Origin of the sequence: Anabaenopsis tanganyikae CS-531 (genome assembly GCF_029891675.1) — a bacterium.
Classification (GTDB): Bacteria; Cyanobacteriota; Cyanobacteriia; order Cyanobacteriales; family Nostocaceae; genus Anabaenopsis; species Anabaenopsis arnoldii.
Map to the genome: position 1 here is coordinate 1 of NZ_JANQDF010000184.1, position 20,372 is coordinate 20,372.

The following is a 20,372-nucleotide window of genomic DNA, read 5'->3' on the forward strand; positions in this document are numbered from 1 at the left end:
TCTCTGACCCACCACTCTTTCCTGGTGTCTATGGCGCGGTGGAACCACACTGATCCCTTCCCGAACTCAGAGGTGAAACGCTGCAGCGGCCACGATAGTTGAGGGGTAGCCCTCCGCAAAAATAGCTCGATGCCAGGTTTAATATTCAATACAAAAGCCTCCTCTCTTGGTTTATTGAGATGGGGTTTTTGTTTTGGCGATTTTATATTATTAAAATGGGTGACTATTGATTGACAATCAGTTACCCATTTATTCAGAAGTGTTGAATTTTAAGAAAGAGGTGATAAAAATAGCCCAAAATATGGTAAATTTTGGGCGAAGGATTAAAATCAATTAAACCAACGAGATCAAACGGTGTAATATTTCAGAAATACCGATTTCAATAATTTTTGTCAAAACCCATGGTATAGCACTTTCAATCCATGATTTAAACGCGGTTTCACTGGCACGCACAGATTTTTTTTCCGCATCAGAAAGTAGACGATAACGCCTAATAATTTCTTTCTCTTCATCTGATAATTCCATTCTTTACTCCTGTTTAAACTGCTTTATCAAAGTTTTTAGAATAAGCCTTTTAGCCAACTCCATAAATCGTTAGCATAGCCTTTAATTTTATCCCATACCCACGAAACAGAAGTTTTTATCCAATTAATAAAGGCCTCTTCACTGGCTCTAACTGCTTTCTTTTCAGATTTAGTAAGTACTCGAAAGCTTCGAAGAATTTCTTTTTCTTCTGGGGTTAAATCATCTTCTTCTGGGGTTAAATCATCTTCTTCTGAGGTTAAATCATTAGGAGCCATTTGTTAACATCCGCCTGTGTAAGTGAAGTAAACATCATGTAACCAAGCAAAAAAGTCACCATTTTCAACATATAAACCTAGCTTGAACTTGAAGTTAAACAACAATTGAGACAAATCCCATAATTGCTTAACCTTTTAATTGCTGTCTCAAGAAATCTTGTAGAGATGGATCTGCTAGTGCAATGGGATCAGCAGGATTGATAGTAAATTTCCAGCCGACATTACCGGATGCTTTAATAATTGCTGTTAGAAGATTATAGAGTCTGTATCGTTTTTCTGCTGAGTAATATTCAACCTGTTCAACTTCAATAGATAGGGCAGAACTTAGCTTTTCCTGGATATATTGACAACGACGATTGATATTATCTTCCTGTTCAGGAGATGGAAAATTAAATCTGGTGTTCCATGTACCTGGACCTATTTTATCTACTTGATTTAATCCCACTACTAGACGACCTTTTAAATTACCCATCACATTTTGTACAATGTCTCTGAGTATTTTTTCATCTTCTGTTAATGCTTTTAAGTTGCCTTGAATAACATAGAGAACAACGTCTGCTTCTGGTAAAGTTCGCTGGTAAATTTCAGTGTATTCTTTATCTAGTTCTATATCTTCCCCCAGTCCTGGCATATCAATAACTTCTAATTTTCCTCCTTGGGGTAATTCAATTATTTTTTTACTTGCTTCTGTTGTTCCATGTGTGGTGTGACTGACTTTTTCTTGTAACCCAAATAAGGCGTTAATGGTGGTACTTTTACCAACACCCGTTTTACCGATAATGGCTACTTTGGGAGGTTTGGCTATTTCTTTTTGTACTGAACTCTCAAAAAATCTAAATTCTTCACCACCTAAAAGTTTACGTAAATTATCTACAATTTCTTGTATTTTTGGTGAAAGTTCCATTTTTTTAACTCCTTTAATTCAAGTTGTTATTTGTATTGACTAGATAATTAAATTTGTTGATGCTATTAACAAGGTTATCCAACCCATAATTATTAACAACAGAACAGGGGATTATATGTTCTATTTGAATGGGTAGATAAGGAGAAAATCTTTGATAAACAATGTTTATTTTCTCTGGGATTAAAGCTAATTGTTCCGGTGATGGTTGATTTTTTTCGCTGTCCCAATTTTCAGGATGTACTCGATCAATCTGATTCAAAACTATGACATAATGAGCTTTGGGAATCTTTTGTTTATTATCGGTTAGTTTGAGGATTGCTTTTTGATCTTCTGCAAATGCACGGGTATCAGCTTGAACCACCCATATAATTACATCTGCTTGATGGAAGGTTTGATAAATTTCCTCAAAATGCTGCTCATCTGCACATTCACTTTCACCAACACCGGGAGTGTCGCAAATTTGCCAGGTAAAATCTTTGCATTGAGGAATTTTTAGTAACATCTTACCCTGGTATTTACTGACGGTTTGAGTACAAGCAACAGCATAATCTGTACGCCAATTTACTCCAAATAAAGCATTAGACAAGCTTGTTTTTCCTGTACCTGTTTGACCAAATTTAGCTATGGTGACAGTATTAACCTCTATATTTAGAGGGGTTTTGATGGTTTTTGGTTCATTGCTCAATTCAGACATTTTGATTAATTTTTAGTTACTCTACTAAGTGGCTATAAGTATAATCGGATTCTTTGAAGAATACTAAAGACTAATAATACTAAGTTTATTTAACCACTTAATTACCATCTATAAAACAATTTATAACCATCTGTCTATTGGAAAAAATAGGATTTGATTGGCAGATTTTCTATAAATTATTATGTATAAGTTAGGAAAATATAGGTAAAATTAGGTTTGGTTGTTGCTATAATTACTGAAACCCTTACTATGTATACATTTTATGACTGTAGATGAAGTTGTAAAATTTGTTGATCAGATGGTTTTCGAGAAGACGGGAAAACATCTAGATGACATACAAATAGCTGTTGTTGAAGGTACATGGAATAAGAAATCTTATGATGATATTGCTCGCAAATATAATTTAACTACTAATCATATAGCAGATATAGGATCTAAATTATGGCAACTTTTATCTGATATCTTAAATCAAGATATAAAAAAATCTAATTTTTGTTCTACAATAAAAAGGATATATATTCAATCATCCCAGAATCCAAATATTTGTATTGGTAATAGTCATTATTTGAATTTTAGTTCTCAACCATTAAATAATCCAAGTCAACCAGAAAAAACAGGTAATATAAATAGTAAATATAAATTATCTGCTTATGATTTAACTTTTGCTCCTGAAATTATCAATTTTTATCGGCGAGAAAAAGAATTAGAAAAACTATCTGATTGGATATTTAACCAAAATACTCGGTTAATTTCTGTATTAGGATTATATGGTGTTGGTAAAACCACTTTAGTTAAAAGATTCGTAGATTTAAACCTCAATAATTTTCCCGTTGTTATTTGGAGAAGTTTAAAATATCCTCAGTCTTTAGATTTACTGGTCAGTGATATTTTGAATGTTTGTCAACAACAACCTGAAGAAACTTTAGATAAACAATTAAAACAATTATTTTCTATTCTTTGTAATCATAAATGTTTAATTGTTATTGATGATTTTCAAAATATATTTATTCCTGGTAAATTTGCTGGACAATACAAATCTGAATATCAAGATTATCAGAATTTTTTGACCATGATTACTGAATTTAAACATCAAAGTCATGTAATTGTTATTAGTCAAGAACAATGTCCAGAAATGAAATGTTTAGAACAGGAATTTTATCCGATTAAGTGTTTACAACTATCTGGATTGTATGATGTTGATATTTTAGGAAATACAGATTTACAATATCAGGAATCATGGTTTAAATTAATTAATTTATATGCTGGTAATTTCAATGATTTAAAAAGTGTGATTGGCTTAATCCATAATAATTATGATGGTGATGTTTGTGAATTTTTATCTGATGATACTTTGCTGATCACTAATCAAATGCAATCTCGATTTCAGGCAATATATAACCGTTTATCAACACAAGAAAAAGACATAGTGTTGAGTTTGATTAAGTTTGGTATTCCTGTTTCTAGAGAAGATTTAAAACTGCATTTAAGTTTATCTGTTATTGATTTTAATAATGCTTTACAGTCTTTGCAACAAAGGTATTTAGTTACGAAAATCAAAAATGAGAAAATATTGTTTCAATTGTATCCTGTTTTTAGAGGATATTTGTCAAGTCAAGAAAAGCTCAAGTAACGATATTCTGTCAGTAGATAAAAAGGCGACAGAGTTACTTGAGCCATGTCTAAATCATACCCAACAGACTTAAGCGATGAACAGTGAGAATTGTTATCGGTGCTGATACCCATAACTTTTATTCACTGTATCGCCTTGGTGTATAAACCGAGATAGTCCCATCCCGGCGGTGAATTGTCCGGGTTTGGCTGGAACCAATTAAAATCACAGTCCGCATATCCGCTGCATCTGGTGTTAACTCTTGTAGTTGAATAACTTTGACACCTTCCCCTGGTCTGCCGAGATTTCTAGCTAATACTACTGGTGTATCTGGTGTTCTATATTGCTGTAAAATTTCTCTGGCTGCTGTTAGTTGCCAAGTGCGATCTTTGGACACAGGATTATAGAAGGCTATGACAAAATCAGCTTGAGCAGCCGCAGCAATGCGTTGTTCAATAATTGACCAGGGTTTTAAAATATCAGATAGTGAAATGGCGCAGAAGTCATGTCCCAATGGTGCGCCAATAGCCGCCGCTGCGGCTTGCATGGCGGAAATACCCGGTGCAACATGAAGATCAATACTTTCCCATTCCGGTTTGGGGTTTTTATCGCACACCTCAAATACCGCCGCAGCCATTGCATAGATACCAGGATCACCAGAGGAAACTACAGCGACATATCGCCCTGTTGCTGCTAAATCCAGCGCCATTGTCGCCCGGTCGATTTCTTCCCGGTTGTCTGACTCATGCAGTTGTTTACCCTCAGCCAGAGAGCCAATTAAGTTGATATATGTTTTATAACCCACTAAGTCAGTCGCAGATTTAAGTATTTCTCTCACCTCTGGAGACATCCACTGAGAACCACCCGGACCAGTACCAATAATCGCTAACCGCCCTCTGGCTTGACCGATGGTGCTGGTATCAATAGGGGCTGGAGCAATGGCAATTCTGGCGTGAGGACATGGGGAGGATAATCCAGAGGAGCCGGTTACCATAAGAGCCATGGCTTGGGCTGGGCTATAACCTTGTGATATAAATTTTTCTAACTGATTTGAGGTAAAAAAGCGAATAGGTACTTTAAAGGCGTTAGCAATGGCTTCTGTGGCTGGATTTGCAGCCAAGGTAATATCTGCAAAAATACCCCCTAGTGATGCTGGGTCTAGGGCTGCATCTGCTAACAGCTGTTGTATTAAGCCCACATCAACAATATCACTGATGGTAACGGCTATAGTTCCTGGGTGATAAACAAGGCGGTCGGGTGCGGGGGTGACTAAGCGTTCTGTAACCTGGATGGTTAAATTACCATCTGGGTCTATGGGTAATTGACTATTACTCAACCAAGGGGCTGTACCTTCTAGCTTAACTTGCGCCCCGGCTAATAAATCTGAGATAAATTTCTTAGCGTCATCTGGGTTAGCTAAATGATATCCAGGTGGGGGAGATAATAAAGCGGTGCGGAAACGAAGATCACCTGTGGTGGTAATTGCTGGTTTCACACCCAGGACTTCCGCAATGCGTCGCGCTAAATCATTCACCCCATTGAGTCCACCCAACAGGGGAACCACAGCACTCCCATCTTCAGCTACTGCTAATACTGGGGGTTCCTGTTTTTTATCAGAAAGCATGGGCGCTATGGTTCTGATGAGAATACCAGCTGCACAAATCCCAATTAAGGGTGTTCCCTGTGCGAATAATTCCCGTAATGTTTCACCAAAATTCGTGAAAGTAATATCAACGTTAGATGTGCGACCTGCCAAACCGTATAATGTCCCACCCTGTAGTATGCTGATGATTTGGCGGGCTAGTGGGACGCTGTTTTGACTAAGTACCACAATGGCAGGTGCAATCTTGATCATTATTTAATTTACAAGTTTTGTATATATCTTTTCCAATGAAACCACAGATGAACACAACTGAGTTTATAAATTCGCGCCATGAGCAGAACTGGTTGGTAAATCTATAGCCGACTTTTAGTCGGGATGATAATCATTGAGAAGTAAGGGACTTGATCTGGATCAACTTGATCCAGGGGTATAATTGTTTGTTGTGCCATTGTTGCCCGCTCAATGTATAATGCCCGTGATGCTAACCCTAATTGATGTAAAACATCTCGCACTTTGGTAAAATGGCGACCTAATTTCATAATCGCCGCTGCATCGGTTGCTAGCAAGTGGGTGATTAATTGTTCGGCTGGCATGGGGGCGGGGAGAACGGTCATGATATCGTTGTAATAGGTAAAAGGTACACCCAAAGCCACAGGACAAGCCATGAGTGAGGAAACTCCTGGGACAACTTCCGTTTGGTACTTCTCAGATAGACGTGTGAAAACATACATAAAAGAACCGTAAAAAAACGGGTCACCTTCACACAAAACCACCACATCACGTCCTGCGGCTAGATGTTCGGCAATGGGTGCAACTTCTTGGTCGTAAATGGCACTTGCCGTTTCTGGTTCTAAGGCGCGGGGTAGGTGAAACAGGACTTCGATTTGATGCCCCGACAGATATTGAGAGACGATACCCCGCGCTATACTGTCTTTATCTACTGCGGACTGATAAGCCACCACAGGAGCGGCTTGTAATAGTCGCAGTGCTTTCAATGTCAGTAGTTCTGGATCACCTGGCCCTACACCGATTCCATAGAGGCGGCCTTTGGTTGGCATAATTATTCTTCCTCTGTTCCTAGGGCATTAACTGCTGCAGCTGCGATCGCACTGCCACCACGCCTACCATATAAAGTTAAAAATGGTACATTGTGCCTATTTACTGCTAGTGCTGCTTTTGACTCAGCAGCGCCCACAAATCCCACGGGAAAACCTAAAATAATCGCTGGCTTGAAAAATCCTTCTTCGAGCATTTCCAGAAGGTGAAATAGTGCTGTAGGTGCATTACCAATTGCTACCACTGCGCCATCTAAGTGCAAGCGCCACAATTCCACCGCTGCAGCTGATCTGGTATTACCCAACCGTTTAGCCAGGGCTGGAACTTCCACATCATAAAGGGTACAAATAACTTGGTTGTTTGCTGGTAGTCTCTGTCTGGTAATACCCTCAGCAACCATTCGACAATCACACAGAATTGGCGCACCTGCTGCTAGTGCTGCGCGTCCACGCTTTACCGCATCGGCTGAATATCCCAAGTCATTAACAATATCAGTCATTCCACAAGCATGGATCAGGCGTACAGCAACTTTTGCTACATCAGGCGGCAGCATATCCAGCTTGGCTTCCGATCTGATGATCTCAAAGGACTTACTGTAAATTTCTTTAGCATCTCGGATGTAGTCAGACATGGGAAAATCGGGAATAGTTAATGGTGAATAGTGAATGGGAGCAGAAATAAACCTACCTCACTGGGGAGAACAACAACTGTAATTGCTCAATCTCATATCGATTAACAAATTCTCCAAAGGATTCATTGCTGTTTCGGCATTGCATTTTATACACTTGTAACATCTGTTCTAACAATACAGGTATCTCGTCCATACTCACATATTCATAAAGTTGACGACCAAATTTTTGGTTGCTCTCACCTGTACCAACATAAATCTGATAAGCTCCCAAAGTACCATTTTTTGATTCTAGGCTGACACCAAGCATAGTAATATCACTATTACGATGGTGGGCGCAAGATTTTTCGCAGCCGCTAAAGTGAATATGAACGGGGTAATTGAGGCTAACATGAGTTTTGAGATAATTTGCTAAGATCAAAGCGTCACCTTTCGTATCCGTAGCTGAAGCTGCACAACCTTGATTACCAGAACAAGCCACTAATGCACTATTGATATTACTCCCTGAGAAATCTAAATTTAAAGTAGCTATTTCATGCTTAACATTGGGAAGCGATCGCCGAGGAATGTCAGTCAACAGCAGATTTTGCCAAGGAGTTAACCTGAGATTCCCACTACCAAATTCTGTTGCTAAATCAGCTAAACTCCGCATTTGCTGACTTTCTAGCCGACCCAGAGGTAAAACCACACCAATATAAAATAAGCCCTGCTGACCCTGGGGATGAACGCCGATATGTGGATACTTAAAGTTTAATGTGTTTTCGGTCACGAGACGGGATGAAGAATTGGTTGTGTCAAAGCGCTGATGGAGAGTGAGTTTAAAAGCTAAGAGTTTTTCAACTTCTTTAAGATAACTTTCACAACCCAATTTATTTAATAACTCTCGCAAACGCAGCTTGCGTCCACTGTGAGCATCGGTATGATTTCGGTAAACCTCAGCCAAAGCTGCTAAAACTGGTAAACATTGCTCTGGCAATAATACAATTCCCATATCAAGGGGTGGTTTTCCCCGATCGCCGACGCTCAGACACAGGCGGAAATAAACTTTACCATCAATTAAAACAGCAGCGAACATGATATCGTTGAGGCGATCGCATACGGAAACTTTACCACCACCATCAAAAGCAACACTAAATTTTGCCGATAGTCCTGATAGGTTGGGGTGTGCGGCGATATAATTATCCCACTCTTGGACAAAGGGACGGGTATCAATTAATTCTTGGGTATCAATACCAGCCGTAGGACTGGTCATAATATTACGAATGTGGTCAACAGCGAAATTAGCAGCACCAATACCTATATTTTGTAAATTCTGGAGAACACTGATATTTATTCCCGAACGCAGCTCCCGGATTTGGAGGTTAGCGCGATTAGTCACATCCACATAACCACCCCCATAATTCTCCGCTACATCTGCGATCGCATGACATTGTTTACTATCCAGAATCCCACCTGGTATTCTGATGCGAGATAATATCCCATCTTGGGCTGGTGTATCATAAAATAATCCAGGACATAAGGCAAAACCGGACAGCAAAATATTCACTCCTTCCCTGTGCGACGCAGGTAGTAGATAATGTGTCTTGATGACACTGTTACGGTTGGCATTCTGACTTGGCAAGTAAAAAAACTGAACATTCTGCTTTGGTCTTACCATTACAGCTGCGGCACAGTCCCGGAATTACACCGGAGTTTCCCAACCTATTTCCTTACTAATCTAACATGATCAGGTATTCAGCCCACCGGATGCTGCATTTTTTTTAATATTCACTTAAATATCGTACTGAGTATATCTGGATAGTGTATTTACAACCTCCATTAACCCTATGATAATGACTTAGGGTAATTACGCAAAATTAACTAAATCAACTAAGGTGTCAGGCTGGAACCGCACTACACAGGAAACTAAGCATCCACGATAATGCTCAGATGTAAACACCAATAGTGTGATATTAGTGGAACCAGGATCCAAGATGCGCTTCACCTTGCAAACCTGCATCTTATTCTTACAGTAGGCAATAATGCGATCGCCTGCTTTGACATCCAACGCTTTAATTTTCAATTAATAATCAACCTAATTATGAAATTTAACCAAGTCAAGTAAATATATATTACCATATATTACTTGTGTAAAACTTGTAATGCACATTGATTATAACACACTCATAAAAGTTGGAAAATTCCGCAATTTTGGAGCGGAAAAACTACCACATCTAGTGAAATTATTATCAGCTTCTATGACAGGTAAATGGCTATCGATTGTTGGTATTGGTGAAGATGGGTTACAGGGGTTAAGTGCGATCGCACGTTCCCTGATTGACCAAGCTGAGGTGATTATAGGGGGCGATCGCCATTTGGCCATGTTACCGGGAGTGTACCGAGGAGAGAAGATAGCCTGGACATCACCCATTACCACCTCAATAGCAGAAATTATCCGCCGTCGTGGTCAATTAATCTGTGTATTAGCCAGCGGTGACCCCTTATATTACGGTATCGGTGTCACCCTTACCCGACAATTCCCCCTAGAAGAAATCACCATCATCCCTGCGCCTTCTACCTTCAGCCTCGTTTGTGCCAAACTAGGATGGTCTTTAACCGAAACAGAAACCTTGAGTTTGTGCGGTCGTCCCGCGTCTCTTCTCCAGTCTTACATTTATCCCCAGGCCCAACTGTTAATTTTGAGCGCCGGAAAAGACACACCGGCAATTGTTGCCGAAATCTTGACAAATCGCGGTTATGGTGGTAGTAAAATTACTGTTCTAGAACATCTGGGTGGTATTCAGGAAAGAATTGTACAAGGTACAGCCGCATCTTGGAGTGAAACAGAAATTGCCCCTCTCAATGCGATCGCAGTTAATTGTATTGCCGATCCTGGGGTAATACCCTTACCCAGATTACCAGGATTACCAGATCATGCCTATCATCACGATGGACAATTAACTAAGCGAGAAGTCAGGGCGGTTACCTTGGCAAAATTAGCCCCCACTCCCGGAGAACTATTATGGGATGTCGGCGCGGGTTGCGGTTCAATTTCCATTGAATGGATGCGTACTAATTCCCGATGTCAGGCGATCGCCATTGAACAGAATCCTGGTAGACTAAAGTACATTGCAGACAACGCCACCGCTTTAGGAACCCCCCACCTCAAAATTATTCCCGGTCAAGCACCATCAAGCCTAAAAGATTTACCTACACCGGATGCTATATTTATCGGCGGTGGAGTCACCGCGGAAGACCTTTTTGATACCTGTTGGACAGCATTACGTCCCGGTGGGCGGTTGGTAGCTAATGTTGTCACCATAGAAGGGGAGCAAACCTTATTTAAATGGTATAATCAAGTTGGTGGTAATTTAACTCGTGTTTCTATTCAAAGAGCTGAACCTATTGGTAAGTTTTTAGGTTGGCGAGCTATGTCCCCTGTGACTCAGTGGGTGGGAATTAAGTTTTAAACGCAAAGGGGCGCAAAGGTAAGCGCAAAGGGGCGCAAAGGGTTTTTTATCACCACTGTCTAAGAGTTCATTGGAATCATATGGGACGTAGATTTTAGGGGAAGTAACTATATTGACAACCTGAAGGTATAGAGTGAATTGCTAGGGTTTCATCCTGAAGCCAGAAGTGAACAGCTTTCATACTATCTATTATATGAATATAAATATGGGAAATGTACCTCTAGCATCACATTTGAGGTCGTGACCTGATACTGTGCTGGAGTTGCTCATGTATGAATGTTTGGTGACTTGTTTAGACACAGATGAAAAAATCACTCTATGTCAGTTTATTTTGCAATTAAGTGCTACCAATAAACGTTACTTCCTAAGAAACGAGATTTTACATATTTTTGCGGATTACTGTCAAAGGAAGCAAAAGCCCGCTTATTTTTACTACTCTTCTTCTGTTGGCAGATTAATTCACAATACCCATGAGATGATTTTAGAATCGGAAGGTACTTGGTTTGTTCTTCGCCCCAGGATTGCTAGTCAGGAAGTGTGGCGACTGCAAGCTGACTGCTCTAGATTTGAGCCAATGACACCCCAAGCATGGTTAGATGTCAGCGATCGCCTGGTTAACCGCTACCAACCCCACATTCTAGAAATTGACTTTCAACCCTTTTACCCCCAATCCACCAGAATTACTGACCCCAGAAACATTGGTCAAGGATTAGCCTTTCTCAATCGTTACTTATGCGATCAACTGTTGACTGACAGCAATTATTGGTTAGAGGTGTTATTTCAAGCATTATATCAACTAACTTATGATCAAAAACCCCTGCTAATTAGCGATCGCATTCCCTGCGGTATCCACCTCACGCAGCAAATTAAACAAGCCCTAAAATTTCTGGAGCAATTACCCCCTGAAGAACCCTACGCCAATTTTCGCCCTCACCTACAAGAACTAGGTTTTGAACCGGGGTGGGGTAATACATCTGGGCGCATATCCGAAACCCTAGAACTGTTAGAACAACTTATACGCAGTCCCCAACCCGCTATCTTAGAAGCATTTGTCACCCGCATTCCTGCTATTTTTCGCGTGGTTCTCATTTCCATACATGGTTGGGTTGCTCAACAGGACGTTTTAGGTAGAGATGAAACACTCGGTCAAGTGATTTATGTCCTAGAACAAGCCCGCAGCTTGGAAAATCAACTGCAAACAGAAATCAAACTAGCAGGTCTAGACTTATTGGGAATTCACCCCCATATAATTATTCTTACTAGACTTATTCCTAACTGTGAAGGTACAGAATGTAATTTGCGGCTAGAGAAAATTGATGACACTGCAAACGCTTGGATCTTGCGAGTTCCCTTTGGTGAATTCAATCCTGAGATTACCAATAATTGGATTTCTAAATATGACATTTGGCCTTATTTAGAACAATTTGCTGTGGATGCAGAAAAACAACTATTAGCTCAATTTCAAGGTTGTCCCGATCTGATTGTTGGTAACTATAGTGATGGTAATTTAGTAGCCTCCCTCCTTTCCCAAAGCCTGAAAGTCACTCAGTGCAACATTGCCCACACTTTAGAAAAACCCAAACATTTATTTAGTAATCTATATTGGCAGGACTTAGAAGAACATTATCACTTTTCCGCACAATTTACCGCTGACTTAATCAGTATGAATGCTGCGGACTTTATCATCACTTCATCCTATCAAGAAATTGTCGGCACCCCCGATACAATAGGGCAATATGAGTCATACAAGTGTTTTACCATGCCCCAGCTATATCATGTAGTTGATGGCATTGATTTATTTAGCCCTAAATTCAACATGGTACCCCCTGGTGTCAGTGAAAATGTCTTTTTCCCTTATAGCCACAAACATAGGCGGGATGTTGAATTTACCAACAAAGTACATGATTTACTATTTACTCGTAAACATCCCCAAATTCTCGGTCATTTAGACCACCCTCATAAGCGACCCATCCTCAATGTTGCCCCCATCACCTCAGTGAAAAATCTTACAGGTTTAGCGGAATGTTTTGGCAAAAATCCAGCCTTAAAAGAGCATTGTAATCTGATTTTTATTACTAGTAAACTGTATCCCACCGAAGCAACCAACCCCAGAGAAGCAGAGGAAATTCAAAAACTCCATGACATAATTAATCAATATGAGCTACACGGCCATATACGCTGTATAGGGATGCGTCTTCCCAGTCGTGAGCTAGGAGAAGCCTACCGAGTCATTGCGGATGCTCAGGGAATTTATGTTCACTTTGCCCGGTTTGAATCCTTTGGTCGCAGCATTCTGGAAGCCATGGTTTCCGGTTTACCCACTTTTGTGACTAAATTTGGTGGTGCTGTAGAAGTTATTGAAGAACAGCAAAATGGATTTCATATTAACCCTACAGACGAAAAAGAAACAGCAAACCAAATTTTGAGCTTCATAGAAAAATGTGATACTCAACCCGAATTATGGGGAGAATTTTCCCAAAGCATGAGCCAACGTATTCTACATAAATATAATTGGCAAATCAACAATAGTCAAATGCTCTTGCTGGCTAAAATATTTAGCTTTTGGAACTTTGCCGCTCCTGAAAATAATGCAGCCAAACATAGATATATAGAAACATTATTCCACCTGATTTTTAAACCCAGAGCCGAAATGATTTTAGAACAACATATGCGGAATTCTGTGATCGTTAAAAAGTAAAAAGTTTTCCTTCCTAATTGGGAATTTAGCACAGGGATTGAAGATGAATAAAAAAAGTGATTATAATAACCACTTCATATATACAGATTGGATATTAATTGAAACTGCATTTGACCCTGAGCAGTTACATTCGAGAGAAACCATCTTCACCATCGGTAACGGATACCTGGGAACACGGGGGAGTTTTGAGGAAGGCTATATTCGTGCATTACCAGCTACTTTTATCAACGGTGTCTATGATCATGTTCCTGTAGTTTATACTGAACTCGCAAATTGTCCAGACTGGTTACCATTGATACTCAATATTAATGGCGATCGCTTCCGTTTCCATGAGGGAGAAATATTACAGTATGATCGACAATTAGACCTACGTCAAGGGATTCTCAGCCGTTCTGTACGCTGGTGTAGTCCCACTGGGCAAACCATAGACATTGAGTTTGAACGATTTGCTAGTTTAGCTGATCAGCACGTATTAGGGCAACTCTGTCATATAACGCCTGTAAATTTTGATGGGGTAGTCGAAATTCAGGCTAGTATTAACGGCTACCCAGAAAATCAAGGTTTCAACCACTGGGAAGCAATCGACCAGGGTAAAACCGCAGCAGGAATCTGGTTACACAGCAGAACTCGCGGCTCGCGGATTGATATTGGTATGGCTGCAAGGGTGGTATTATTAGGAACTGAATCCGCTTTACAAGTGCATACTGCTCCTGGCTACCCCACGGTAACTGCAACCTTTCTGGCTACACCACAGCAGACAGTGACAGTAGAGAAGGTAGTCACAGTTTTTACCTCGCGGGAAATTTCGCAACCAGTCTCAGCAGCTCAAGAAAAACTCGCGCACTTACCAGACTATATCACCCTGCGGCAAGCCAACGCCCAAGCATGGGATGAGGTTTGGCACTACAGTGATGTTGCCATAGAGGGGGATAGTAAAGCCGCTTTTGCCATCCGTTACAATTTGTTTCAGCTGTTAATTGCCGCCCCCAGACATGATGAAAAAGTTAGTATTCCCGCTAAAACCCTTTCGGGATTTGGCTACCGTGGTCATATTTTTTGGGACACAGAAATTTTTATTCTGCCCTTTTTTATCTTTACCCAACCAGCCCTAGGGCGTAATTTACTGAGTTACCGCTATCACACTTTAAATGGTGCCAGACGTAAAGCATCCCATTATGGTTATAAAGGGGCGATGTATGCTTGGGAAAGTGCTGTTACGGGGGATGAGGTAACACCACGTTGGTCGCTTCCTAGTGATTTTTACGGTAATGATATCAGAATTTGGTGTCGTGACCACGAAATTCACATTAGTTCAGATATTTCTTATGGTGTCTGGTATTATTGGCAGGCAACTGGTGATCATGAATGGATGCAAAGGTGCGGTGCAGAGATTATTTTAGATACCGCCATTTTTTGGGCTAGTCGGGTTGAGTTCAATTCTGAGCAAGACCGCTATGAAATTCTCGGGGTAATAGGAGCAGATGAGTATCACGAGTTTGTTCACAATAACACCTTTACTAACCGGATAGTGCAATGGCATTTAGAAAAAGCGGTCATAGTTAATGACTGGCTGCATCAAAGCTTCCCGGAAAGAGCCAAGGAATTAGACGAACAACTACAACTTAACCCTGAAACGAAAAGCCAATGGCAGCAGATCGCCGCTAAACTCTGGATTCCTTACGACTCTTCAACAGGACTAATAGAGCAGTTCCAGGGATTTTTCCAGTTGGAAGATATTAACCTGAAGGACTATGAACCACGCACCCAGTCCATGCAGGCCATTTTGGGGATCGAAAAAACTAATAAGTTGCAGGTACTCAAGCAACCAGATGTATTAATGCTTTTATATATGATGCGGGAATTGGGAGATTTCCCCTACAATCAAAAATCATTACAAGCAAATTGGGACTACTACGCACCCCGCACGGATATTACCTATGGTTCATCTTTAGGTCCGGCAATTCATGCCATCTTAGCCTCAGATTTAGGAAAACGGGCAGAAGCTTATCAACGTTTTATGCAAGCAGCAATGATCGATCTTGAGGACACCCGCGGTAACACTGCTGATGGTATTCATGGGGCTAATGCTGGGGGAATTTGGCAAGCTGTGGTTTTTGGTTTTGGTGGAATTAAACTCAGGGACAGTCGCCCTGCGGCTAACCCTCATTTACCCCAGGGGTGGACTGGTCTGAGGTTTAAACTGCATTGGCGGGGTGAATGGCACGAATTCAATTTACGTCCCCAAATTACTCAGGGGGAAAGTCACAAAGGATTGATTTTATTTGCGCCCTCTTCTTCCCCCATCCACGGGGTAATTTTTGACCTAGATGGTGTCTTAACTGATACGGCTGAATATCACTATTTAGCTTGGCGGAAACTAGCAGATGAAGAGGGTATAGAGTTTAATCGAGGAGCTAATGAAGCTTTGCGGGGTATATCCCGTCGGGCTTCTTTAATGTTAATCATTAAGAATAAAAAATATTCAGAGTCCCAAATTCAGGCAATGTTGGCGCGCAAAAACCGCTACTATGTGGAGATGATTGCTAATATTACACCCAAAGATTTGTTACCAGGTGCGATCGCTTTGTTGGATGAGTTGCGACAACAGGGTATTAAAATCGCTATTGGTTCAGCTAGCAAAAATGCCCAGATGGTTGTGGAGCGTTTGGGAATTGCTGATCAAGTCGATGCGATCGCTGATGGTTATAGTGTACAACAACCTAAACCCGCACCGGACTTATTCCTATATGCAGCGGAGCAATTAGGAGTCCCACCAAAGCAATGTCTAGTCATTGAAGATGCAGCAGCGGGTATAGAAGCAGCTCTAGCTGCTGGTATGTGGGCTGTGGGTCTAGGTCCGTGTGAACGAGTTGGTGCGGCTCATGTTGTTTTACCTAGTTTAGCGGGTGTGACCTGGGCGGGGTTGCAAGCCCAATTAAGCAAAGCTGTTGTGTGAGTGTGGGTATCAATATCTGGGTAATTACAGATGAACACAGATAAATGTTTACTTGATTCGGTGTTTTAGGAGATCATGTTATGTCTAGTTCAGCAAGAGTCAGGGAAATACTTCAATCAATTAAAAATATTCCTCAGCAATCAATGAACTATATTTCGGAAGCTGTGAGCAGAATTTTTAGTCCTAGAGATGATGACTATCCAGCGACGGGGGTTCAACCTTTTGAAGGTGACCCTGCTGATAAAAACAAGGATTAACAGCCAAAAGACCAAAGGACACCAAGAATATTTGATCATTAAGGTATCATAGCCTGATTGCGGTTAATTAACCTCACTCAGACCAAAACAGCTATATCTCTATACTAATGCTTTGAGTAGGGCTTGAAGTTTCAGCTGCACTTCTGCAAATTCTTTCTCAGGATCCGAACCAGCAACTATACCAGCACCAGCATACAGCCTGGCGCGATCGCCATCTATTAATGCTGAACGAATCCCAACTATAAATTCACAATTCCCCCTACCATCTATCCAACCTAGAGGTGCAGCATATAAACCCCGCTCAAAGTTTTCATAGCGACGAATTTCTGCACAGGCAAAATCTCTGCTGGCACCGGCAACCGCTGGGGTAGGATGAAGTTGGGATACTATCCTTAAGGGGTGAACGTGAGGGGGAACTCTGGCTGTAATGGGCGTCCATAAATGCTGGATGTTAGATAATTGTCTCAGTCGCGGTGCTAATACCCTGGGTGACAAACCTAGCTGTGATAGGTGTTGAGTAATAAAATCAATCACTAAAGAATGTTCGTGTCTTTCTTTGATACTATTTAGTAAGCGGTTGGCGTTAGCTGCATCTTCTGCATCTGTTGTACCTCTGGGTGCAGAACCGGCTAAAGCGTCGGATACTAATTCTTGATTATTAATACTAATTAGTCGTTCGGGACTCGCACCAATAAAGCTTTGTCCTTTGCCATTACTGGTAGAGAAAATATAACAATTAGGATGTATTTCCCGCAAATTCTGTAAGGATTTGAATAAATTAAAACTGTTGCTGGATTTCACATCTAAGGCGTTGGCTAGGACAATTTTACTTAAGTCACTGGTGCGAATTTTTTCTACTGCAGATATTACTGCTCTTTTAAAGTCTTGAGGATTAGTTACAGATTGTTTGCTAAATTTATTTGGTATTTGATCCCATTTATTCACAGTAGATTCTAATGACTGAATTTGCTTGATTTTATCGTGCAAATCCTCAAGGATATTTTCTACATTCCTGTTGGAATTGATAATTATATTGTTAACTAATATACACTGTTGATTTTTAACTGCTATTTGCCAACGTGGTAAAAAAATTGTTGCCGATGGAAATGGGTAGTCTATTTGGGAATTATACTCAAAAAACCTGAAATAACAAAAAAAGTGGGGACCACTAAAACTCTGCTCAGTTATACCAAAATTTTTGATATCTTGGAGACGGGATTTAATAAAATATTCAGCTTGCTGAAAACGCTGTTTGCCATCAATTTCTAGTTTTAACACCGGATCAATGGCGGCGATCGCTTCTCCCTTAGCCTGGTTCTCAATATAAAAATTTATATCCTCTTTATGCGTAAATTTATTCAACACAACCAATGGATCTACCCAGTCAATATTCAGGGAAATACTCACAATTTGCCCACAATTATTTTTGAGGCAATTTTCCTGAACTTTGCACAGAAAATGGTATAGGTCTTTGTGTGTAACAAAGAAGTTGCTGCGACATGGTGAAACTGTCATGGGTCTAGCAATAGTAAAGTTTTTTTAAGTTAACTTCCTAAAGTGTAATTAAACGTGGTGGTATTTCTACAGGTAGCATATTCAGTTGCCAATTCACCAGAGTATGGTTTGCTGTATTGATGGTGTTCCCATAAGCTAAACAGTTATCTGTGAGTTTTGGGTGAACCAACCACAGTAAATACCATAAGTTTGGCACTTAACTAGTCTTTAGTAAAGCACAGGATGGTTTTGCACTACCTGGATGGGCGCTGGTGTCTCCAGAACCCGTAAAATTTTAGATATGAGTAAGATAGCTATAATCTCATTAATAAGGACTGATGACTACAAAGCAGGTTGTAAATCCTCAAATTAAATTATGGATGGCGGCAATTAAACCGCCAATGTATACTGTTGCTATTATGCCCATTTGGGTAGGAACAGCAGTAGCCTTTGCGGAAACTAAAGGATTTAATTTAGTAGTATTTTCTACTTTTATAGGGGCAGCAATTTTAATTTTAGCTTGGGAAAACATTAGTAATGATGTTTTTGATGCGGAAACGGGAATTGATAAAAATAAACATCATTCTTTAGTTAACTTAACTGGCAAAAAGTTATTAATATTTTGGTTAGGTAACTTGTGTTTATTGGCTGGTTTACTGGGAATCATCGCCATTGCTACTTGGCAGCAAGACCCGACGGTGATAGGTTTAATCTTGGTCTGCTGTGCTTTGGGCTACACATACCAAGGGCCACCTTTTCGCTTAGGATACCAAGGTTTAGGGGAAATTATTTGTTTTTTTGCCTTTGGACCTTTGGCGATAACAGCAGCATACTATAGCCAAACTCAAACTTGGTCTATGAGTAGTTTAGCAGCTTCTGTGATTGTGGGCATTGCTACCAGTTTAATTTTATTTTGCTCGCACTTTCACCAAGTTAAGGATGACATAGCAGCAGGTAAGCGATCGCCTGTGGTGCGTTTGGGAACCGCCAAAGCTGCAAAAGTCCTCTATTGGTTTACCGGTAGTATTTATCCCCTGATTTTGTTATTTGTTGTCTGGGGGGTGTTCCCACTCTGGACTCTGCTTAGTTGGCTCAGTTTACCTTTGGCTTTACAGTTATGTCACCATGTGCAAAAAAATCATCATCTCCCAGAAAAGGTGAGTAATTGTAAGTTTATTGCAGTTAATTTACATTTTTGCTGTTGTTTACTGTTGGGTTTGGGGTTTATCTTGGGGGGTGGTTAGGATTTTTAACTTTGATTTTCGTTGTTATAGGAGGCGGTTTTTACAACCATTGGTGACTAATCATGGGGTTTGGCGTATCCGTGAGGGTGTAATCATTCATTTGCGTGATGCTGGGGGTAACTGTGGTTGGGGAGAAATTGCGCCTATTAGTTGGTTTGGTTCGGAGACTCTAGAGGAAGCTATAGATTTTTGTCGCCAATTACCAGGGATAATTACACGGGAGATGATTTTCTCAATTCCCGATACCTTACCCGCTTGTCAGTTTGCTTTTGAGTCAGCTTGGGAAGCAATGGGTAATTTACTCAGATACCCTCAATCTCTCCGTTATAGTGGATTGTTACCAGCAGGGGATGGGGCGTTAAGTAAGTGGAAACCCCTGTGGGAGCAAGGATACCGTGCATTTAAATGGAAAATTGGCGTGGGTGAGTTTTCTAGGGAGTGGGAAATCTTTGATTTATTAACCCGGAGTTTACCCCCTACAGCTAAATTGCGATTAGATGCTAATGGTGGACTGAGTTATGAGGAGGCTAAACTATGGTTGGGAATTTGTGACCATGTTTCTCATGTGGAATTTCTGGAACAACCATTACCAATCCCAGAATTGGCGGCGATGTTGGACTTAAGCGCTAGTTTTCAGACTGCGATCGCCTTAGATGAGTCTGTGGCCACATTCCCACAACTGCAATACTGCTTTCAAAAAGGTTGGCGAGGGATTTTTGTGATTAAACCAGGGATAGCGGGTTACCCTTCCCGTCTGCGCCAATTTTGCCAACAGCATCATATTGATGCGGTGTTTTCCTCAGTGTTTGAAACCCCAATTGGTAGACAAGCTGCTTTACAACTAGCAGCAGAATTATCCCCCAAAAATCGGGCGGTTGGTTTTGGTGTCAATCATTTTATCAACTAAACTCCTGACCATCGCGGTTGACGGTTGACGGTTGACGGTTGACTGTTGACTGTTGACTGTTGACTGTTGACTG

The 20,372-nt window shown here is 40.6% G+C and carries 18 protein-coding genes, 1 rRNA gene and 1 riboswitch; of the genes, 8 read left to right on the forward strand and 11 right to left on the reverse strand.

Features of this window, described 5'->3' with window-relative positions; translation table 11 throughout:
- Positions 1-20: 20 nt before the first annotated feature.
- A 5S ribosomal RNA gene (gene rrf, locus NWP22_RS17815) occupies positions 21-138 on the forward strand.
- 195 nt (positions 139-333) lie between these two features.
- Here rrf and NWP22_RS17820 read toward each other — a convergent pair.
- From NWP22_RS17820 to NWP22_RS17835, 4 genes are all read right to left on the reverse strand, one after another.
- Positions 334-525 carry a hypothetical protein gene (locus NWP22_RS17820; protein WP_271734040.1) on the reverse strand — a complete coding sequence of 64 codons (192 nt, stop codon included), beginning with the start codon at positions 523-525 and terminating at the stop codon, positions 334-336.
- A gap of 35 nt (positions 526-560) precedes the next feature.
- Entirely contained in the window at positions 561-800 is a 240-nt protein-coding gene (locus NWP22_RS17825; RefSeq protein WP_280802190.1) for a hypothetical protein, read from the reverse strand.
- 127 nt (positions 801-927) lie between these two features.
- Positions 928-1,704, reverse strand: coding sequence for a GTPase family protein (locus tag NWP22_RS17830; protein WP_280802191.1), 777 nt, complete (start codon positions 1,702-1,704; stop codon positions 928-930).
- A 13-nt stretch (positions 1,705-1,717) separates the two neighbouring features.
- The gene (locus NWP22_RS17835; RefSeq protein WP_271734043.1) at positions 1,718-2,398 is read right to left on the reverse strand and encodes a GTPase family protein; all 681 of its coding nucleotides are present in this window, start codon (positions 2,396-2,398) and stop codon (positions 1,718-1,720) included.
- Between the two features lie 262 nt (positions 2,399-2,660).
- On the opposite strand from NWP22_RS17835, the gene NWP22_RS17840 reads away from it, so the two are divergent.
- Positions 2,661-4,028, forward strand: a complete 1,368-nt coding sequence (locus tag NWP22_RS17840) for a helix-turn-helix domain-containing protein (protein ID WP_280802192.1) — start codon at positions 2,661-2,663, stop codon at positions 4,026-4,028.
- A gap of 118 nt (positions 4,029-4,146) precedes the next feature.
- Here the strand turns inward: NWP22_RS17840 and cobJ are convergent, their stop codons facing one another.
- The 5 genes from cobJ to NWP22_RS17865 all read right to left on the reverse strand — a co-directional run bounded on the left by cobJ (position 4,147) and on the right by NWP22_RS17865 (position 9,356).
- Positions 4,147-5,862: a precorrin-3B C(17)-methyltransferase gene (gene cobJ / locus NWP22_RS17845; RefSeq protein ID WP_280802193.1), complete on the reverse strand. Its 1,716-nt coding sequence runs from the start codon at positions 5,860-5,862 to the stop codon at positions 4,147-4,149.
- A 101-nt stretch (positions 5,863-5,963) separates the two neighbouring features.
- Positions 5,964-6,668 carry a precorrin-2 C(20)-methyltransferase gene (locus NWP22_RS17850; protein WP_271734047.1) on the reverse strand — a complete coding sequence of 235 codons (705 nt, stop codon included), beginning with the start codon at positions 6,666-6,668 and terminating at the stop codon, positions 5,964-5,966.
- A gap of 2 nt (positions 6,669-6,670) precedes the next feature.
- Complete coding sequence (locus NWP22_RS17855; RefSeq protein WP_271734048.1) at positions 6,671-7,297, reverse strand: precorrin-8X methylmutase; 627 nt, start codon at positions 7,295-7,297, stop codon at positions 6,671-6,673.
- 52 nt (positions 7,298-7,349) lie between these two features.
- The gene (cobG, locus tag NWP22_RS17860; RefSeq protein ID WP_425332627.1) at positions 7,350-8,831 is read right to left on the reverse strand and encodes a precorrin-3B synthase; all 1,482 of its coding nucleotides are present in this window, start codon (positions 8,829-8,831) and stop codon (positions 7,350-7,352) included.
- Positions 8,832-8,888: 57 nt separating this feature from the next.
- Positions 8,889-9,007, reverse strand: a riboswitch (adenosylcobalamin-variant (AdoCbl-variant) riboswitch).
- Between the two features lie 133 nt (positions 9,008-9,140).
- Positions 9,141-9,356, reverse strand: a complete 216-nt coding sequence (locus tag NWP22_RS17865) for a hypothetical protein (protein ID WP_271734051.1) — start codon at positions 9,354-9,356, stop codon at positions 9,141-9,143.
- 175 nt (positions 9,357-9,531) lie between these two features.
- Here NWP22_RS17865 and cbiE point away from each other — a divergent pair, with 175 nt between their 5' ends.
- The 4 genes from cbiE to NWP22_RS17885 all read left to right on the forward strand — a co-directional run bounded on the left by cbiE (position 9,532) and on the right by NWP22_RS17885 (position 16,654).
- Positions 9,532-10,743, forward strand: coding sequence for a precorrin-6y C5,15-methyltransferase (decarboxylating) subunit CbiE (gene cbiE / locus NWP22_RS17870; protein WP_271734052.1), 1,212 nt, complete (start codon positions 9,532-9,534; stop codon positions 10,741-10,743).
- A 268-nt stretch (positions 10,744-11,011) separates the two neighbouring features.
- Positions 11,012-13,441: a sucrose synthase gene (locus NWP22_RS17875; protein WP_271734053.1), complete on the forward strand. Its 2,430-nt coding sequence runs from the start codon at positions 11,012-11,014 to the stop codon at positions 13,439-13,441.
- A 43-nt stretch (positions 13,442-13,484) separates the two neighbouring features.
- Positions 13,485-16,397, forward strand: coding sequence for a beta-phosphoglucomutase (gene pgmB / locus NWP22_RS17880; protein ID WP_271734054.1), 2,913 nt, complete (start codon positions 13,485-13,487; stop codon positions 16,395-16,397).
- Between the two features lie 80 nt (positions 16,398-16,477).
- Positions 16,478-16,654 (forward strand): hypothetical protein, encoded by a 177-nt coding sequence (locus NWP22_RS17885; RefSeq protein WP_271734055.1) that lies wholly within the window; start codon positions 16,478-16,480, stop codon positions 16,652-16,654.
- Positions 16,655-16,753: 99 nt separating this feature from the next.
- Here the strand turns inward: NWP22_RS17885 and NWP22_RS17890 are convergent, their stop codons facing one another.
- The gene (locus tag NWP22_RS17890) at positions 16,754-18,169 is read right to left on the reverse strand and encodes an isochorismate synthase (protein WP_271734056.1); all 1,416 of its coding nucleotides are present in this window, start codon (positions 18,167-18,169) and stop codon (positions 16,754-16,756) included.
- A 37-nt stretch (positions 18,170-18,206) separates the two neighbouring features.
- Positions 18,207-18,365: a hypothetical protein gene (locus NWP22_RS17895; RefSeq protein WP_271734057.1), complete on the reverse strand. Its 159-nt coding sequence runs from the start codon at positions 18,363-18,365 to the stop codon at positions 18,207-18,209.
- Between the two features lie 121 nt (positions 18,366-18,486).
- Here NWP22_RS17895 and menA point away from each other — a divergent pair, with 121 nt between their 5' ends.
- Together menA and NWP22_RS17905 are read left to right on the forward strand one after the other, a co-directional pair.
- Positions 18,487-19,392, forward strand: coding sequence for a 2-carboxy-1,4-naphthoquinone phytyltransferase (gene menA / locus NWP22_RS17900; RefSeq protein ID WP_271734058.1), 906 nt, complete (start codon positions 18,487-18,489; stop codon positions 19,390-19,392).
- Positions 19,385-20,299: an o-succinylbenzoate synthase gene (locus NWP22_RS17905; protein ID WP_271734059.1), complete on the forward strand. Its 915-nt coding sequence runs from the start codon at positions 19,385-19,387 to the stop codon at positions 20,297-20,299. Before menA ends, NWP22_RS17905 begins: the two co-directional genes overlap by 8 nt.
- Positions 20,300-20,372: the final 73 nt, after the last annotated feature.

Coding starts and splice junctions, on each gene's coding strand:
- cbiE (WP_271734052.1), top strand. CDS start 9,532: ATGACAGGTAAATGGCTATCGATTGTTGGTATTGGTGAAGATGGGTTA.
- NWP22_RS17820 (WP_271734040.1), bottom strand. CDS start 525: ATGGAATTATCAGATGAAGAGAAAGAAATTATTAGGCGTTATCGTCTA.
- menA (WP_271734058.1), top strand. CDS start 18,487: ATGACTACAAAGCAGGTTGTAAATCCTCAAATTAAATTATGGATGGCG.
- NWP22_RS17850 (WP_271734047.1), bottom strand. CDS start 6,668: ATGCCAACCAAAGGCCGCCTCTATGGAATCGGTGTAGGGCCAGGTGAT.
- NWP22_RS17835 (WP_271734043.1), bottom strand. CDS start 2,398: ATGTCTGAATTGAGCAATGAACCAAAAACCATCAAAACCCCTCTAAAT.
- NWP22_RS17875 (WP_271734053.1), top strand. CDS start 11,012: ATGTATGAATGTTTGGTGACTTGTTTAGACACAGATGAAAAAATCACT.
- NWP22_RS17830 (WP_280802191.1), bottom strand. CDS start 1,704: ATGGAACTTTCACCAAAAATACAAGAAATTGTAGATAATTTACGTAAA.
- NWP22_RS17890 (WP_271734056.1), bottom strand. CDS start 18,169: ATGACAGTTTCACCATGTCGCAGCAACTTCTTTGTTACACACAAAGAC.
- NWP22_RS17840 (WP_280802192.1), top strand. CDS start 2,661: ATGACTGTAGATGAAGTTGTAAAATTTGTTGATCAGATGGTTTTCGAG.
- NWP22_RS17885 (WP_271734055.1), top strand. CDS start 16,478: ATGTCTAGTTCAGCAAGAGTCAGGGAAATACTTCAATCAATTAAAAAT.
- NWP22_RS17855 (WP_271734048.1), bottom strand. CDS start 7,297: ATGTCTGACTACATCCGAGATGCTAAAGAAATTTACAGTAAGTCCTTT.
- cobJ (WP_280802193.1), bottom strand. CDS start 5,862: ATGATCAAGATTGCACCTGCCATTGTGGTACTTAGTCAAAACAGCGTC.
- NWP22_RS17825 (WP_280802190.1), bottom strand. CDS start 800: ATGGCTCCTAATGATTTAACCTCAGAAGAAGATGATTTAACCCCAGAA.
- pgmB (WP_271734054.1), top strand. CDS start 13,485: ATGAATAAAAAAAGTGATTATAATAACCACTTCATATATACAGATTGG.